Origin of the sequence: Chryseobacterium sp. Leaf405 (genome assembly GCF_001425355.1) — a bacterium.
Classification (GTDB): Bacteria; Bacteroidota; Bacteroidia; order Flavobacteriales; family Weeksellaceae; genus Chryseobacterium.
In genome coordinates this window covers 311,295-328,223 of the sequence record NZ_LMQN01000012.1, presented here as the reverse complement: position 1 = coordinate 328,223, position 16,929 = coordinate 311,295, and the positions used below count along the sequence as shown (strand labels likewise).

Here is a 16,929-nt window from a genome sequence, read left to right as displayed (position 1 = left end):
GATCTGTAAATTTTATTTTTTTGCTGTGTTTAAATTATAATAAAACGTCCTAAACAGCAAAAGTAAATATTTTGACTTGTAAAATAGCCCAAATAAGAGATATTGAGAAAAATTAATTTGCTTCAGCAGGTACATTTCTTTCAGATTCTTTCTGAAACCTTTTGCCATTTCCGGGAGATTGGCAGATAATCCTGAAACTCCGAACGTTCTTTTCCCTTTTCCTACGATGACCAGGCTTTCGTTCAGGATGTACATTTTGTTTTGTAAGGAAATTTTCATCCAGTAATTGACATCTTCGGCATATCTTTGATCATCATCAAAAAATCCTGTATTTTCAATCACTTTTTTTCTGAACATAACCGTTGAAGGTTGTGCTTCATTTCTGATCAGAAGTTTTCTGAAAGTAATTTCAGCAAGATTATTTTCAATTTTATAGGGAAAAAGAATTTGATTGTCATTTCTCGCCGTAGCCAGAAAATCGATTTCATATTTAGAATTTTCGAAATATCTGATTTGCTTTTCTATTTTTGAAGGCAGCCATTCGTCATCTGCATCCAACAAAGCAATATAATCTCCTTTTGCTATTTTTAATCCTGTATTTCTTGCTTTCGAAACACCTCCGTTATTTTGATTTAACAGAATAATGTTTAGTTGAGGATTTTCTCTGCTGTAATTTTCAACAACCTCAGCACTTTTATCTGTGGAACCGTCATTCACGATAATAACTTCAAATTCTTCCAAAGGAAAAGTTTGATTTTTCACAGAATCTAAAGCCGAAACAACAGACTGTTCTGCATTATACATCGGAATAATAACGGAAATCATTTGCTTTCTTTATAGTTATTTTTAAAAATTCCCAACACTATACTTATCAATATGAAAGGCATACCCATATTGAAAAAACTTATGTCAAAAGATGAATTCACAATCATTTCTGTATACCCGAATTCTACAAAATACATGATAAAAGGAACAAGCACACAGACAAAAAGTAATATTCCTGACCAATACATTATTTCGAACAAAGACTTTACCTTGAAAGACAATATTAAAGCCAGTACAATATATGAAAAACTAAGTAATAGCGGTTGTTTTGCACTTTGTATCATCAACGGATTATGCCTCATTAATACATCAATATTCGGTACATTATGAAAGAAAATGTATAAAATAACTGAAACTGATAATACAAACACGACAATGAAACGTAATTTTTCATTTACAGAAAGATCATAAAACTTTTTAAATAATAAGATTGTCAAAGGAATAATGGCCGAAAGACGGGTAAGAAAAAGCAGCGCCGTAAAAAATGAAACTAATTCGGACTTCATCCTCTTTTCCGACAAAAATCTTCTCCATATCAGGTAAGTAAACCCGCAAATAAGAACAAAATTGGAAAACAAATCACTTTTCACGTACACTTCCCACAAATAACTTGGAGAAAGAAAAAGTAATATCAGAACAACTGATCTTTGCTTATAATTATTAAAAATCTTAAAAATCAAGTAGCAAAAAAACAGAAAAATAAAAGACTGCAAATATCCTACACTTCCGAACAGAAGATAAAAAGGCATTCCCAGAACAATCAGCATCGGCAAATTAGACGATTCCCAACCCATGTGATCCGGAATATTATAAGGATACTGACCGTTTAAAATCGCTTTAATCCCGACTTCCATCGCAGACCAACGATCTACATTCAGAGAATTGCCATCCACCTTATAATTAAGAAAAATACTGAAAATAAAAAATGAAATTACTCCGATCCAGAAAAGGGATTTATAAAAAATATCTTTCAGATTAATTTTAATGAAAAAAAAGCTTAATCCTGCAATCGCAACAAAATAAGAAACTAAAAGAACAATATTATACTTTTCTCCGTACTTAACAATGAATAAAGCATTTATCATCAGATAAATAAAAACAGTACTGTATTTTCTTCTGTTTTCTGAGATATTGGTGGTAAATAAGGACAAATTTTTCATGGAAAGATTTAAAAAATTTGATGTTAAGAATTCCCTTCGTTGTAAGGTAATCTGTTCATAATCGATCTTCCCAAAGAAATTTCATCTGCATATTCCAGTTCGTCACCCACAGAAATTCCTCTTGCAATGCTTGAAAAATTTACATTAAAGCTTTTGAATTTTTTGTAGATATAATACGCAGTTGTATCACCTTCCATCGTTGCACTTAAAGCAAAAATCAGTTCTTTAACAACTCCGTTATTTAGTTTTTTTTCAATACTTGAAATATTCAGCTGATTGGGACCGATTCCTTCCATTGGAGAAATTTTCCCGCCTAAAATCAGATATTTCCCTGTGTATTTCCCTGTATTTTCAATGGCAATTACATCTCGTACATCTTCCACAATACAAATTACCTCATCACTTCTTTTAGGATTATTACAGATTTCACAAACATCAAAATCGGAAAAATTATGACATTCGCCGCAATATTTTATCTCATTAACAAGGTTAATTAAAGAATTCCCCAAAGTCATCGCTCTGGAATTCGGCTGCTTTAGTAAATGCAATGCCAGACGCAGGGCGGTTTTTCTACCAATTCCGGGCAATCCGGAAATCTCATCAACGGCTTTCGCCAAAACTTTACTCGGATAATCCATAACACAAAAATAAGAATTAAAGTTGAGAATTTTTTCATGTGAATTATCTGTTATCATTATCAAAATACGACAATCATAATTCACCACCCACCATTCGAACTTAAAAAAAACTATTATCTTTGACCTACCTAAATATTAACTTGAAAAATAAACTAAATGGCACTTAACAATTTAAATTATCCACTGGATTTTAAATTTAAAATTTCAACATTAGCGAGTGATTTCAACATCACCGACAGAAATGGCAACTATGTAGCGTACGTTCGTCAGAAAATGTTTAAGCTGAAAGAAGATGTAATCGTTTTTAATGACGAAAGCAAATCAAAGGAACTTTTCAGAATCAAAGCAAACCAATGGATTGATTTTAATGCTTCTTATTCTTTGAATGAAGTGGCTACAGGAAAAAGCTTTGGAAGATTGGCCAGAAAAGGTATGCGTTCTATCTGGAAAGCGAGCTATGACATTCTTGACACCAACGATCAGCCAAAATTCAAAGTTCAGGAAGACAGCGCATGGGTAAGATTTTTTGACAGCATGGTTGGCGAAATTCCGATTATCGGGATGTTTACAGGATATTTCCTTAATCCAACATATACAGTTGAAGGCGTTGACGGAAAAGCTTATTTCAAACTTAAAAAAATGCCTTCATTTTTCGGAAGAAGATTTCAATTAGACAGATTAATTGATATTGATGACGATGAAGAAAGTGCAGTAATCCTTTCTTTATTAATGATGACCCTTCTTGAAAGATCAAGAGGATAAAAAACACACCACAACAATGAAATATATAATCGTTTTCGTTTCAGCAATTCTGTTGGTTTCCTGCAAAAAGGAGCAACAGGCAGTTCCAAATTCTACTTCTACAGATTCTGTAAAAGTAATTAAGGATTCTGTTGTTACCGATACTTCTTCAGCAAAAATTTTAGTTGAAACCATTCCTTTTCCAAAAGAAATTAAAGAATGTTCATGCTATTTTGCGAAAAATAAAGCAGATTTCGAAGCAGAAAAATATATTTATGCCGACGATGCCGGAAAAACTGCTTATATGAAGCTTGACGGTAAAAGACTGGCAATGAAATTAATCTCTTCAAGCGATATGGAAGTGGATGAAGAACTGAGTAAAGAAATTGAAAGCGATAATTATAAAATTTCTGTAAAAGGCAAGAAAATAAAAGGTGAAGAAGCCTTATTATTTGAAGGAACTTTAACTATTGAAAAACCTGACGGAACAATTGTTATAATGCCTATTTACGGGGAATGCGGATGTTGATTTAACTACGATCTTACAATAAAAAATTAATGCTTCTGAATTTACAGAAGCATTTTTTATTTCGTAATTTTGATAAAAATAAATTTCATGGAATTATCTAATATAGAACCGCAGATTATCTGGAAAAATTTTTCCAGATTAAATGCAGTTCCAAGACCTTCAAAAAAAGAAGAAAGAGTAATTGCGTTCATCAAAGAATTTGGTGAGAATCTAGGATTGGAAACCACCGTTGATGAAGTAGGAAACGTAATCATTAAAAAACCTGCCACTTCAGGAATGGAAAACCGTAAATCTATTGTTCTTCAATCACATTTGGATATGGTTTGTCAAAAAAACAACGATATTAATTTTGATTTCGATACAGAAGGAATCAAAATGGAAGTTGATGGCGATTGGGTAAAGGCAAAAGGAACTACGTTGGGAGCTGATAATGGTTTAGGCGTTGCCACCATCATGTCGATCTTGGAAAGTTCAGATATTCCTCACCCTGATTTGGAAGCTCTTTTCACCATTGATGAAGAAACCGGAATGACGGGAGCTTTAGGCTTAAAACCCGGACAATTAACCGGGCAGATCTTATTAAATCTTGACACAGAAGAAGATGATGAAATCGATATCGGTTGCGCAGGAGGAATCGATGTAACGATCACTCAAAATTATGAAAAAGTTGATATTCAGGGACAAGTTGTAAGATTTGAAGTGAAAGGATTACAAGGCGGTCACTCCGGAATGGATATTCACAAAGGTTTCGGAAATGCGAATGTAATTTTAGGAAGACTTTTGTATAAAGGTTTGGAAAAAGAAAATATCCAGTTAATTTCTATTGACGGCGGCGGATTGAGAAATGCGATCCCAAGAGAAGGTGTTGCGATTGCTTCCGTGAGAAATGCTCAGGAATTCATTGAAGAACTAACAAACGGTCTTAAAAAAGAAATCCTTGAAGAATTTGCAAGCGTAGAGCCTAATCTTCAAATTAATATTGAAAATACAACTTCTTCCGACAAAGCTATTTCAGAAACAGATTCAAAGAAAATTATTTTGGCTTTGAAATCCCTTCATAATGGTGTTTACAGAATGAGTCCGGATGTAAAAGATCTTGTTGAATCATCAAACAACGTAGCAAGAGTTGAGTTAAAAGAAGGTGGATTAAAAATTTTAAACCTTTCAAGATCATCTGTTGATTCTTCAAAAGATTCTGTAGCAGAACAATTGAAATCTGTAGCAGAATTAGCAGGAATGAATACCGAGTTCAGCGGCTCTTATCCGGGTTGGAAACCAAAACCTGGTTCTGAAATAGTTCAGTTGATGGAGAAAATCTATGTCGAAAAGTTCACAGAAAAGCCTCACGTTGTAGCTTGTCATGCAGGTTTGGAATGTGGAATTATCGGAGCCAATTATCCTGAAATGGAAATGGTAAGCTTCGGACCAACGATTCGTGGGGCGCACTCTCCGGATGAAAAAGCGAATATTTCTTCTACACAGAAATTCTGGAGTTTCACTAAAGAAATTTTAGCGAATATTCCTTTAAAATAAAATTGCAAAATTGCTATATTGAATATCCAAAGTCGCTTGATTTTGGATATTTTTAGTTTATTAAAAAAAACAAAGATGAGATGCTTCGACAGGCTCAGCATGACACCGCTACAAACTGTTTTCTAAATAATACAGTCAGTATTAGAGAAATGTCATGCTGAGCCTGTCGAAGCATCTAACTAAAACAAATTTTAAACAATGAAAAGCATCACAGTATTCTGCGGATCAAGCTTTGGTTCGGATTCTATTTTCGAAGAACAGGCAACTTTACTTGGGCAGACTTTAGCACAACAAAATATACAATTGGTTTACGGAGGTTCAAACACGGGATTAATGAAAGCCGTTGCAGACGGAGCTTTGAACAATAACGGAAAAGTAATCGGCGTTCTTCCCCAATTTTTACAATCCAAAGAAATTGCTCATAAAGGATTGACAGAATTAATTTTAGTGGAAACCATGCACGAGCGAAAAACCAAAATGAATGAACTTTGCGACGGCGTGATCGTTCTTCCCGGCGGCTACGGAACGATGGAAGAGTTTTTCGAAATGATCACGTGGTCACAACTCGGACTTCATAAAAAACCTATCGCTCTTTTCAATATTGATGGATTTTATGATGATTTAATTAAGTTGGTCCAAACGATGGTTGATAAAGGATTTTTAAAGCAGATTAATCGTGATATGCTGTTGATTAGTGATGATATTGAAGATTTGTTGGAAATGATGAAAAATTATGAAGCTCCAACGGTTGGGAAGTGGATTTCAAAAGAGAAGGTTTAATTATGAATAATAGGTCGTTTAATACTTTACTTTCAAGAGGATTTGATTCAAATTTAGCAAAACAGCTTTTAGAAAATGGATATAATTTAACAAAATTGAAAAATTTAGATAAAGACTCGTTATTAAAAATAAACATCCCTGAAAAAATTATATCTAATATTTTAAAAGAAGATAGACCACCAATACCTACGAAAACAATTGTAAAATTGCTTTACGATTCTAAAAGAACTTGTTGTATTTGTAGAAATAATAATAAATCTATCATCATTCATCATATTAAAGAATGGCATTATAGAAAAGATCATTCAGAAGAAAATCTTGTTGTGTTATGTTTAGAGCATCATAATGATGCACATACTAAAAAAGGACTAAGTCTAAACTTGAAACCAGTAGATATTCTACATGCAAAAAGTGAATGGTTAAATTCAGTAAAAAATTCAGATGCGAAAGCTATCTTAGGCTTAACATTAATTGATGGAGCTAGATGGGATTACTTTAATCATAATAGAATTTTCGAATTATTTTTTGCTAGTAATTTAGATTATAAAAATTATAGATTTTCTAAAATAACAAAAGAATTAGGTTTAATAAATGAATTAGGTACATTTGGAATAAAAGATAGCTTTAAAAGCCAGTTTTATAGTTTCAGTGATGGTTATTTATTATACAATTATATGAAAGAACTTTTCGATAATGTTTTGCAAAATATTTCATTGATAGATTTAACTGATAAATTTAGTAGAGAACAAATAAAATCTCTCGTAAAAGTTGGTAGCTATATCTCTATTCAAATCGGATTTTATTTTAAGAATATTACAAAAAAAACAAATGGAATTAATCAAAAAGAATTTGTTATTATAAAAAGAAAGGTATCATGATTGAATTTGAATTTGACGCTTATGAAGCAACCCCAAATTCAGCATGGGGAAGTCATTTAATGGGCAAAAAAGTAATAACTACAATTTGCTTCGTTAAAAGCATAACTTATAACAATAAAAATATATTGATTAATGTTAGTTGTTTAGCTATTGGAAGTTATTTCGAGGATAATAATTTTCGGAAACAAAATTTTATTTAATCACAAAAAACCTCCCAAAGAAAATCTTCGGGAGGTTTATATTTTAACTTAAAAATTTCTAAGGATAAGGAGCAATTTCCACTTCCAGCCCTTCCATTTCCATCGCCATATGCAATTGGCAACCCAATCTGCTGTTTTCTTTTACATGGAAAGCTTCACCGAGCATGGCATCTTCTTCATCGCCCATTGGCTCAAGTCCGGGATCGTTTATCACGTAAACCTGACAAGAAGCACACATCGCCATTCCTCCACAAACTCCGATTGTTCCCTCTTCTGCCAATTCATAAGAACGGATGATTTCCATTAAGTTCATGGACATATCCGTTGGCGCTACAACATCATGGGTAACTCCTTCCCTATCGGTGATTTTTATATTTATATCGCTCATTTTTTGTTGATTCTTAATTATTGGTAAGTTGATGGTAAAAGCAAGTTTTAACTAACAACTAATCCCCGTCAATTGGCAACAAATTTAGTCAATTTTTTTCACAACCGCTTTCTCAGCTTCTTTTCTGCTTCCGTCAAATCCGTCTACACCACTTACTGTTGTGTACTTTAATACGAATTTTTTACCTGGATTCAGTCTGTTATAAACACTCTGGCACATCAAAGTCGCTTCGTGGAAACCACAAAGAATCAACTTCAATTTTCCAGGATACGTGTTGATGTCTCCGATTGCGTAAATTCCTTCGATATTGGTTTGATAATCTAAAGCATTATTTACAACAATTGCATTTTTCTCGATATTTAATCCCCATTGAGAAATTTCACCCAACTTTGGAGTCAATCCAAATAATGGAATAAAATAATCAGTTTCTATATCATAAGGATCTTGACCGTCAACTGCAACCGTAATTGCTTCTACTTTTCCGTCACCTTTTATCGCTGTAACTTCTGCAGGAGTAATTAATTTAATTTTCCCCTGATTTTTCAAATCCTGAACTTTCTCAACAGAATCCAAAGCTCCACGGAACTCGTTTCTTCTGTGAATCAACGTAACTTCGCTTGCTACATTCGATAAGAAAACACTCCAATCCAGTGCAGAATCTCCACCTCCGGCGATTACTACTTTTTTATTTCTGAAATGCTCAGGTTCTTTTACAAAATATTCTAATCCTTTTTCTTCGTAATCTGTAACATTGTCCATCGTCGGCTTTCTAGGTTCAAAAGTTCCCAAACCACCGGCAATAGCAATTGCTTTACATCTGTGAACAGTTCCTTTATTAGTAACCACTTCAAACCATTCATCATCAACTTTAGTATAAGAAATGGCCGTTTCTCCCAAAGTAAATCCCGGTTGAAACTGCTTGATCTGTTCCATTAAATTATCTACCAATTCACCTGCATTTACAGACGGATAACCTGGAATATCGAAAATAGGTTTCTTTGGATAAAGCTCAGCCAATTGTCCTCCCGGTTGAGGAAGTGCATCAATAATATGACACTTCATTTTTAATAAACCTGCTTCAAAAACAGCAAAAAGTCCAGTCGGGCCGGCTCCTATGATCAATATATCGGTCGTTATCATAATAATAAGATAATTTAATTATACTTGTGGCTGCAAATTTACTAATTTTAATGCGAAGCATATTTAATTCATTCTAAATAAAAAACTGAGATTTATCAAATATCCCTTTAATTTTAGCGTTTTTAAAATTGGCAACCTTTTTGTAAAAATTTACTTATGAAGAAAATTTTGAATCTTTTAACCCTATTTGTATTCTTTTTAGGCTTCGGTCAGATAGATAATATTGCAGATGGTGAGTCTATTACATTAAGAATTCATTACGGATTTCTGAACGCAGGAACGGCTAATCTTGTTGCTCAGAAAACTAATTACAGAGGTGTTCCGCATCTTCATGTAAGAGGAACCGGGGCAACAACCGGTGCAGTAAAAGCATTTTTTAAAGTAGAAGATTTTTATGAAAGTTATATCAATATGAATACCGGACTTCCCAGCTTCTATGTAAGAAATGTGAAGGAAGGAAGCTACCGTCAGCATTTTGAAACGGTCTTCAATCATGACAATAATACTCTAATTTTAACTGATAAAAAAACTCCGGCAAACGGATCGAAAGTTATAAGATCTGTAAGAGGAGTTCAGGATATGTTATCTTGCTTTTACTATTTGAGAAGTAAAAGTTCTGCCGAATTAAGAGTTGGAACTATTATTAATATGAATGTATGGATTGATGATGAAATGTTCCCATTCCAACTAAAAGTAACAGGAACGGAAAATCTTAAAACAAAATTTGGAACAATTAATTGTTTGAAAATAATACCGTCGGTAAAAAGCGGAAGGGTTTTCAAAGAAAAAGAAGGGGTAACGATGTGGGTTAGTAATGATGCCAACCACGTCCCTATGCTTTTAAAAGCAGAATTAGCTGTAGGATCTTTAAAGGCAAGTATTGATGATTTTAAAAATGTGAAATATCCTTTAAGATTTACAAAATAAAAATAGTATTAATCTTATTTAAAATATGTCTGAAAAATTTTCAGGCATATTTTTTTTTACATGTAATAGTTTTCAGATCCTTATTGTCTTACTTATAACATTAAGATAATCTTTATAGTTCATAAATAGAATATTAAATGTTATGACAATTCTAACAATAGTAAATTTTTCAATACAATCTAGTTTTTAATTATGTTTTGTTTCTTAGGTCAGTAATTAAAAACAAAGAACCTCCGGAAATTCCGGAGGTTTGATTTTTCATCATTGCTTTTTGTAAGGTTAATTATAAAGCTGGTGTGTTTTGTGTTTGTTTAAGTATCGACTACAGAGCGGTTAAACTCTGTAATCATGATACTTTGAATTTTCATCATTAGTGTTTAAGAGATCGAAATATTAATTTTTCAGCATTTGTATTTCTTCATCATTTTGTGTGTTTTTGTGTTTTGTTTTCTTAAGTATCGACTACAGAGCGGTTAAACTCTGTAATCATGATACTTTGAATTTTCATCATTAGTGTTTAATAGATCGAAACATTAATTTTTAGGCATTTGCATTCTTCATTATTTGTGTGTTTTTGTGTTTTGTTTTTTTAAGTACCAATTACAGAGTGGTTAAACTCTGTAATTATGATACCTAAATTTTTCATCATCAGTGTTTTAAAACCGAAATTTGTTCTTTTTCATCATTACAGCCTTCAACTTCATTTGTGTTTGTTTTCATCATTTGTGTTTTGTCAAAACCAATATAATTTTTTAAAGGACATGTGTGTTTTTAATAATTTTTGTGAAGGCTGAATTCATTTTTTTTCAGTGATTATTTTGTTGTTTTTATTTGATTCAAAGATAGGAAGAGATGGATATACGATAAGAATAATTGATTTAGATATATATCGCAACAGTTGTAGATATTTATCTACAACGATTCATATTTTTAATCATTAAAGGCTTTAATGATGATTTTTAATCAGATCGATCAGTTCTACGATATTTTCAATTTTCAGTTTATCGAAAATCCTTTTTTTAATCGTACTTACGGTATTTTGTTTCACATCCAGTTTATTCGCAATTTCCAGATTACCATATCCTTCTGCGTACATTTCTGCAATCTGAAGCTCTCTTTCCGTTAAAGACAACAGCGGATTGATAAGGTTACGGTTATGGATAGAATTGATCAATAAAGCCTGTGTGACAGGAGAAATATATTCACCATGATTCAACATCTTTAGAATGGCTTCTTTTACCGTATCTTCTTCACTCATTTTGCTCAGAAACCCATTGGCTCCGGCATTCATGAATTTTAACGAATGTGTGCTTTCATCAATTCCCGTAAAAACGAGGATTTTGGTTTCAGGACGTATTCTTTTGATTTCAGGCAAGACAGTTAGGCTGTTGCCATCAGGAAAATGAGCATCAATTATTAATAAATCTATCTGATTTTCTTTTACGGATTCCACCGCTTTTTGTAAGCTGGACGCATGGAAAACTTCATAATCCCAATCAAGATCTTCAAGGAGAAAAATAATTCCCTGTCTGATAAGACTATGATCGTCTGCCAATAAAATGGTAACAGATTTATTTAATTGATTCATTTATTAATATTTAAATTAACCGTGAAAGTAACAGTCGTCCCTTTATTAACCTCACTTTCTACAGAAATAGTTCCCGAATATAAGGCAATAATCTCTTTACACAAGCTCAATCCCAACCCGGCCCCAAGATTTTCTACATCTTCAGACAAAACTCCCTGATAATATGGTTCAAATATTTTTTCCAAATCAGATTTTGAAATCCCTGCTCCCGTATCTGTTATTTTTGTGGTTAATACTATTACATCTTCATTTATCGGTTCTGCAATTGTGGTTACAGTGATTTGTCCGTCTTCAGTAAATTTATTAGCATTCCCAAGAATATTCATAAAAACCTGATTAATTTTTTTATTATCGGAATAAATAATAAGCTCCGGAGCTATCTTTTCGTGTATAACAAAAGTATTGTTTCTCGTTTCTATATAAGGTTCAATAGAATTTAAGATGGAGGTAATTTCATTTTTAAGATTGAAAACTACCGGAGTCAATTTATTTTCTACCGCCTGATTTTTGGTGTATTCTAAGATTTGATTTGCCTGTATCAGCAGAGTATCATTGGTGAAACTGATTGATTTAAGATATTCTTTAATTTTCTCATCATCCGTTTTTTTATTAATTCTATTGATGAAAAGACCGATTATTTTTAATGGAGACCTCAATTCGTGGCTCAACATTCCCAGAATTCTGTTTTTAAAATTCAGGTTTTCATTAATCTGTTGATTGGCGGCTTTCAGTTTTCTTTCATATATAAATGCAATTCTCGTCAGAAACATAATCAGTATTGAAACAACAAACATCAAAATCATCGATCCGAATATTAAATAGGTTCTGATTTTATTATTTTTTGAATTCTGCTTGTTAAATTCCTTCTCAAGATCCGACTTAGAATCTTTAATGGCAACTTCATAAATACTCATCAAACCGTTACTGTAAAGCAAAAGATTACTGAACATTTTATAAACCTTCCCATTATTATTCTGTTTTTCAACAACGTTGATCTGAATCTTTTTTATCTCTTTTGAATAATGATTATCCACTGAATTGATAATACTGTCCAATTCAGCTTTTAACATAGCAGCATCTGGAGCTTTTCCTTTATTTACAGTAATTACAGTGCTTTCTTTACGTACATTTTCCTTTCCGGAAATTGCATCTCCCAAACGTCCGAATAATCCTTTTTTCTTAACCGTATCGGCAAATGTTTTCGTCTCTACATTAAAATCAAATTTGTCTAAACTATTTCCTAAATTATACTTTTTTAATTGAGGCAAATCATTTTTTGCTTGAAGATTAGACGTTGTAGAGAACTGATACGTTGAATCAATCAGCACTTTTAGTTTCTTAATCTCTAATGAGTCATTCTTTTTAGTGGTAAGAATATTCTTTAATCTGGGATACTTACTTTCATAAAGACTGATGCTGTCTAAATTTTCTCCTAATTTATTTAAAGACTGAAAATAAGATTTGAGATACTGGTCATTTTCACTTACAACATATTTTTGCAGAAAACCCTGTGCATTGGAAAGCTCATTTTTGGAATTATCAGTTAAGTTTTCTAAGGAATGAATCTCTTTTAACTGATTTTCAATAAAAGTCAGATTCTTCTTGGTAATAAATTCATTATAAAAAAATGCCGCTATCGTTATCTGTATCAGCAAAATACACAGGATAAGCGAATAATGAACAATTTTTCTCAATTTAAAATTCGATAACTTCGAAGGAACAGATTTTGATTTCATGCTTGTGTTCGTTTAAACTATTTTTAACCTAATTGTAAAACGATATAAAACTTTTTACAGCTAAAGTTAAACATTTGTAAAATTAAAAAAAATATCAATCCCTTGGGAGAAATAAATTTCTTTTATAGCCCTTTGATAATGATATTTTTTACCGTTTTCAGATAATCAGTTAGATTTTTGAATTGCTTTGCCGGGTATTATTAATTTTGATTTTGTAATCTCCCTTTTGTAAAGAAGAATTTATTTCTCAATTAACAAAAAATCCTGTGAAAATTTCCACAGGATTAATTTATATAAAGTTTAAACTTTTATAGTGATTTAAACTGTTCCAAGGTTCTGATGTCATTTTCGAAAAACATTCTGATGTCACTCATTTGATAAAGAAGCATGGTAATTCTTTCAATTCCCATTCCGAATGCATATCCCGAATATTTCTCAGAATCAATATTTACGTTTTTCAAAACGGCAGGATCTACCATTCCGCAACCCATAATTTCAAGCCATCCTGTCCCTTTTGTAATTCTGTAATCTGTTTCAGAGTTTAATCCCCAATATACATCGATCTCAGCACTTGGTTCTGTGAACGGGAAATAAGAAGGTCTCATTCTGATTTTAGACTTACCAAAAAGTTCTGTGGTAAAAAACTGAATCGTTTGTTTCAAATCTGCAAAACTAACATTTTCATCAATGTATAATCCTTCAATCTGATGGAAAATACAGTGTGAACGAGAAGAAATCGCTTCATTTCTGAACACTCTTCCCGGAGATAAAATCCTGATCGGTGGCTGATTTTCTTCCATATAACGAATCTGTACGGAAGAAGTGTGTGTTCTCAACAAAATATCCGGATTTTGTTCAATGAAGAAAGTATCCTGCATATCTCTCGCAGGGTGATATTCAAGAAGGTTAAGAGCGGTAAAATTGTGCCAGTCGTCCTCGATTTCCGGGCCGTCTGCAACTGCAAAACCGATAGATTTAAAAATCTCAATAATTCTGTTTTTCACCAAATTAATAGGGTGTCTTGAACCCAAATCCAAAGGAAAAGCAGGTCTTGTAAGATCTTCTTTTTCAAGGATAACAGAAGATTCAGAAGAATTTTTAAAATCCTCCAATTTACTATTAACAGCGATTTTTAATGTATTGATTTTTTGTCCGAAATCTTTTTTCTGATCGTTCGGAACAGCTTTTAAAGTTTCATAGAAATCATTTAAAACTCCCTTTTTACCATTGTACTTAATTCGGAAGTTTTCAATTTCCTCTTTAGACGTAGCACTGAAGCTGTTTACCTCAACCAGTAGTTCCTCGATCTTTTCTATCATTTTATACCTTTCTAAATGTTTTGCAAAAATACGATTTTTCAATTAAATAATTTTCCTAATTATGTTAAAAAAATCTGCCTCTTTTTCGGGAGACAGACTTCAATCACTTATTTCACTTAAATAAAAAAATTATTTCTTTATCTTCTTGAAAAGACGAATAAGAACTAAAAATACTACAGTTAGAATATATCCTACAGTATATATAAGTTTAGTAAGAATTCATCTTTATCTTTTTTCTAAAGCTTTTATATTGATCTGAAGAGTTACCTCATCCTTGATAACACCATTTTCAGCAGGTGCCTGAAATTTTACTCCAAACTCTTCTCTTTTAATATCTTTAGGTTCTGAAGCAATGCTTACTTCTCCGTTTTTCACAGAAACATTTGCCTTAAACTGAACAGGTTTTGTGATTCCTTTGATTGTTAAATTACCATCAAGAAGTGTATTATAATCACCTTCTACCGATGCCGCAACTTTTGTAATTTCATAAGAAGCTGTAGGAAATTTTTCCACTTCAAAGAAATCGTTGCTTTTCAGATGTCCGTTTAATTTTTCTAATTGTTCGGCTTTGTCTTTAAGATCAACAGACGTTAAAGAATTCATATCTGCAACAAATTTTCCACTCTCCAGCTTATCGTCTTTTACTGTAACATCTCCACTTTCAAATTTGATGGTGCCGAAATGACTTGTATTTTCAGATTTAAAAATTTTATAGCCCTTCCACTCGATTTTACTGTTCAAAGTATCAACGATATACTCATTGCCGTCTTTCGTTGTTGAAACCTCATTATTCTCGCTCGTCAGCGGCTTATCCTTTTTACAGGAAACCAAAGTAACGCTTGCAAAGAATGCCGGAATAAGTAACGAAAACAACCTTTTCTTCATAATTTGTAATTTTTAAAATACTACTGCTAATATAATAAAAAAAAACATCCTTTCCTAGAAACATTTCATTTCATACATTTGTAATATGCTATTAGAAATAAACAATCTTCAATTTTCATATTCCAAAGAAAAACCCTTGTTTCAGAACCTTAATCTAAGATTTGAGGAAGGTAAAATTATTGCATTGGCAGGTGAAAGCGGATGCGGAAAATCAACATTGCTAAGTTTGATTTACGGTCTTTTGGATTGGGAAAGCGGAGAAATTATTTTTAATGGTCAAAAACTTTTTGGTCCCAAAGGCAATCTTGTTCCCGGAGAAGCAGAAATGAAATTTGTAGCTCAGAATTTCGATCTGATGCCTTACGCAACCGTGGCAGAAAATGTAGGGAAATTTATTTCTAATATTAATTTAAACCAGAAAAAAGAAACCGTTGCCGAACTTCTGGAAGTTGTTGGATTAGAAGATTATGCGCATATTTTACCTAAATATCTAAGTGGCGGTCAGCAGCAGAGAGTTGCATTGGCAAGAGCACTTTCTGTGCTTCCGAAACTTCTCATTTTAGACGAACCTTTCAGTAATCTTGATTTTCCCAGAAAAATTGAATTAAGAGAAAAATTATTTAAATATGTAAAGCAAAATAATATTTCTTTACTGATTTCCACCCATGAGCTTGAGGATATTATTCCGTGGTTGGATCAGATTATTGTGCTTCAGGACGGCAGACTAATTCAAAATGACAAACCTGAAGAGACTTTCAGAAATCCTTACAATTCTTATGTCGCTAAACTTTTCGGTGAAGTCAATATTTTTAATGATACAGAAATTTCGGATTTTCAGATTTCGAAATTTTCCTATTATCCTAAAGAAATAAAAATTACAGAAAACGGCATCACAGCTGAAGTTTTGGAAAGCCGATTTGCAGGAAATCATTATTGGAATAAAGTGAAAGCAAAAAATAAGCAAATTGTTATGTATACAGATGAAGAAATAGCTGGTGAAATTATGATTTCTTTCGTTTAAATCTCCACAATCAGCACATCTTCTTACATTTACACTGTTAAATTTTAATAAAAAAAATACAAACATAAGAATTGAGTTTAATCTTTTCTTACATTTGTATCTCTAAAGCATAAGGAAATTTTTGGTTAATTCTCTTTCTGCCTCCTAAGACGAAAATTAGTCTCTTTCAAAATGGGACAATCGACTCTTTTGAAAGATTACCCTGTCCAATCTTTTCCTTTTTTTATGCTTTTTTCACAAATTCTGATTTCAAAGCCATAGATCCAAAACCATCAATTTTACAATCAATATTATGATCACTGTCTGGTCTCAGACGAATATTTTTAACTTTAGTTCCTGCTTTTACTGGTTTTGGCGCACCTTTTACCGGTAAATCTTTAATTACAACCACAGAATCTCCATCTTGTAATTCATTTCCGTTTGAATCTAAAATTTGTCCGGAATTCGAAGTTTCAGATGCAGCTTCTTCAGGATTCCATTCATAGAAACATTGCGAACAAACCATCACATCGTCACTTGGATAAGTAAATTCGGAGCCGCATTTAGGACAAAGTACAGTATCACTCATATTTTAAATTTTTTGCAAAGGTAAGATTTTAAAATGAGTTGCAGACTTAGGGATACGATATGAAATCATCTCC

At 32.3% G+C, this 16,929-nt stretch carries 17 protein-coding genes; 7 read left to right on the top strand and 10 right to left on the bottom strand.

From position 1 onward, the window contains the following. Window positions 1-12 precede the first annotated feature (12 nt). The 3 genes from ASG22_RS07685 to recR are packed head-to-tail and all read right to left on the bottom strand — an operon-like array spanning window position 13 to window position 2,623. Complete coding sequence (locus tag ASG22_RS07685) at window positions 13-825, bottom strand: glycosyltransferase family 2 protein (protein WP_082504968.1); 813 nt, start codon at window positions 823-825, stop codon at window positions 13-15. Continuing rightward, complete coding sequence (locus ASG22_RS07680; protein WP_055982725.1) at window positions 822-1,985, bottom strand: hypothetical protein; 1,164 nt, start codon at window positions 1,983-1,985, stop codon at window positions 822-824. Before ASG22_RS07680 ends, ASG22_RS07685 begins: the two co-directional genes overlap by 4 nt. A 23-nt stretch (window positions 1,986-2,008) precedes the next feature. Continuing rightward, a complete protein-coding gene (gene recR / locus ASG22_RS07675; RefSeq protein WP_055983475.1) occupies window positions 2,009-2,623 on the bottom strand; it encodes a recombination mediator RecR in 615 nt (204 codons plus the stop codon). Between the two features lie 156 nt (window positions 2,624-2,779). On the opposite strand from recR, the gene ASG22_RS07670 reads away from it, so the two are divergent. The 5 genes from ASG22_RS07670 (at window position 2,780) to ASG22_RS07650 (ending at window position 7,084) form a co-directional block, all read left to right on the top strand. Then, entirely contained in the window at window positions 2,780-3,385 is a 606-nt protein-coding gene (locus ASG22_RS07670) for a hypothetical protein (protein ID WP_055982723.1), read from the top strand. Window positions 3,386-3,401: 16 nt separating this feature from the next. After that, window positions 3,402-3,893 carry a hypothetical protein gene (locus ASG22_RS07665; protein WP_055983472.1) on the top strand — a complete coding sequence of 164 codons (492 nt, stop codon included), beginning with the start codon at window positions 3,402-3,404 and terminating at the stop codon, window positions 3,891-3,893. An 87-nt stretch (window positions 3,894-3,980) separates the two neighbouring features. Beyond that, window positions 3,981-5,426, top strand: a complete 1,446-nt coding sequence (locus ASG22_RS07660) for an aminoacyl-histidine dipeptidase (protein WP_055982721.1) — start codon at window positions 3,981-3,983, stop codon at window positions 5,424-5,426. A gap of 198 nt (window positions 5,427-5,624) precedes the next feature. Beyond that, complete coding sequence (locus tag ASG22_RS07655; RefSeq protein ID WP_055982720.1) at window positions 5,625-6,206, top strand: TIGR00730 family Rossman fold protein; 582 nt, start codon at window positions 5,625-5,627, stop codon at window positions 6,204-6,206. Window positions 6,207-6,208: 2 nt separating this feature from the next. After that, window positions 6,209-7,084 carry an HNH endonuclease signature motif containing protein gene (locus tag ASG22_RS07650; RefSeq protein ID WP_055982717.1) on the top strand — a complete coding sequence of 292 codons (876 nt, stop codon included), beginning with the start codon at window positions 6,209-6,211 and terminating at the stop codon, window positions 7,082-7,084. Between the two features lie 258 nt (window positions 7,085-7,342). On the opposite strand, the gene ASG22_RS07640 is transcribed toward ASG22_RS07650, so the two are convergent. Continuing rightward, window positions 7,343-7,672 carry a 2Fe-2S iron-sulfur cluster-binding protein gene (locus tag ASG22_RS07640; RefSeq protein ID WP_055982714.1) on the bottom strand — a complete coding sequence of 110 codons (330 nt, stop codon included), beginning with the start codon at window positions 7,670-7,672 and terminating at the stop codon, window positions 7,343-7,345. An 84-nt stretch (window positions 7,673-7,756) separates the two neighbouring features. Then, window positions 7,757-8,812: an NAD(P)/FAD-dependent oxidoreductase gene (locus tag ASG22_RS07635; protein WP_055982712.1), complete on the bottom strand. Its 1,056-nt coding sequence runs from the start codon at window positions 8,810-8,812 to the stop codon at window positions 7,757-7,759. 156 nt (window positions 8,813-8,968) lie between these two features. Here ASG22_RS07635 and ASG22_RS07630 point away from each other — a divergent pair, with 156 nt between their 5' ends. After that, complete coding sequence (locus ASG22_RS07630) at window positions 8,969-9,739, top strand: DUF3108 domain-containing protein (RefSeq protein ID WP_055982710.1); 771 nt, start codon at window positions 8,969-8,971, stop codon at window positions 9,737-9,739. A 946-nt stretch (window positions 9,740-10,685) separates the two neighbouring features. On the opposite strand, the gene ASG22_RS07625 is transcribed toward ASG22_RS07630, so the two are convergent. From ASG22_RS07625 to ASG22_RS07610, 4 genes are all read right to left on the bottom strand, one after another. Further along, window positions 10,686-11,327 carry a response regulator transcription factor gene (locus ASG22_RS07625; RefSeq protein ID WP_055982708.1) on the bottom strand — a complete coding sequence of 214 codons (642 nt, stop codon included), beginning with the start codon at window positions 11,325-11,327 and terminating at the stop codon, window positions 10,686-10,688. Then, window positions 11,324-13,063, bottom strand: coding sequence for a sensor histidine kinase (locus tag ASG22_RS07620; RefSeq protein WP_055982706.1), 1,740 nt, complete (start codon window positions 13,061-13,063; stop codon window positions 11,324-11,326). The genes ASG22_RS07625 and ASG22_RS07620 overlap by 4 nt, the downstream gene beginning before the upstream one ends. 308 nt (window positions 13,064-13,371) lie before the next feature. Continuing rightward, entirely contained in the window at window positions 13,372-14,382 is a 1,011-nt protein-coding gene (gene pheS / locus ASG22_RS07615) for a phenylalanine--tRNA ligase subunit alpha (protein ID WP_055982704.1), read from the bottom strand. A gap of 225 nt (window positions 14,383-14,607) precedes the next feature. After that, on the bottom strand, window positions 14,608-15,267 hold the full coding sequence (locus tag ASG22_RS07610; RefSeq protein WP_055982702.1) for a YceI family protein: 660 nt from the start codon (window positions 15,265-15,267) through the stop codon (window positions 14,608-14,610). An 85-nt stretch (window positions 15,268-15,352) separates the two neighbouring features. Here ASG22_RS07610 and ASG22_RS07605 point away from each other — a divergent pair, with 85 nt between their 5' ends. Beyond that, window positions 15,353-16,288: a sulfate/molybdate ABC transporter ATP-binding protein gene (locus ASG22_RS07605; protein ID WP_055982700.1), complete on the top strand. Its 936-nt coding sequence runs from the start codon at window positions 15,353-15,355 to the stop codon at window positions 16,286-16,288. Window positions 16,289-16,511: 223 nt separating this feature from the next. On the opposite strand, the gene ASG22_RS07600 is transcribed toward ASG22_RS07605, so the two are convergent. After that, entirely contained in the window at window positions 16,512-16,856 is a 345-nt protein-coding gene (locus ASG22_RS07600) for a zinc ribbon domain-containing protein YjdM (protein WP_055982698.1), read from the bottom strand. Window positions 16,857-16,929 lie beyond the last annotated feature (73 nt).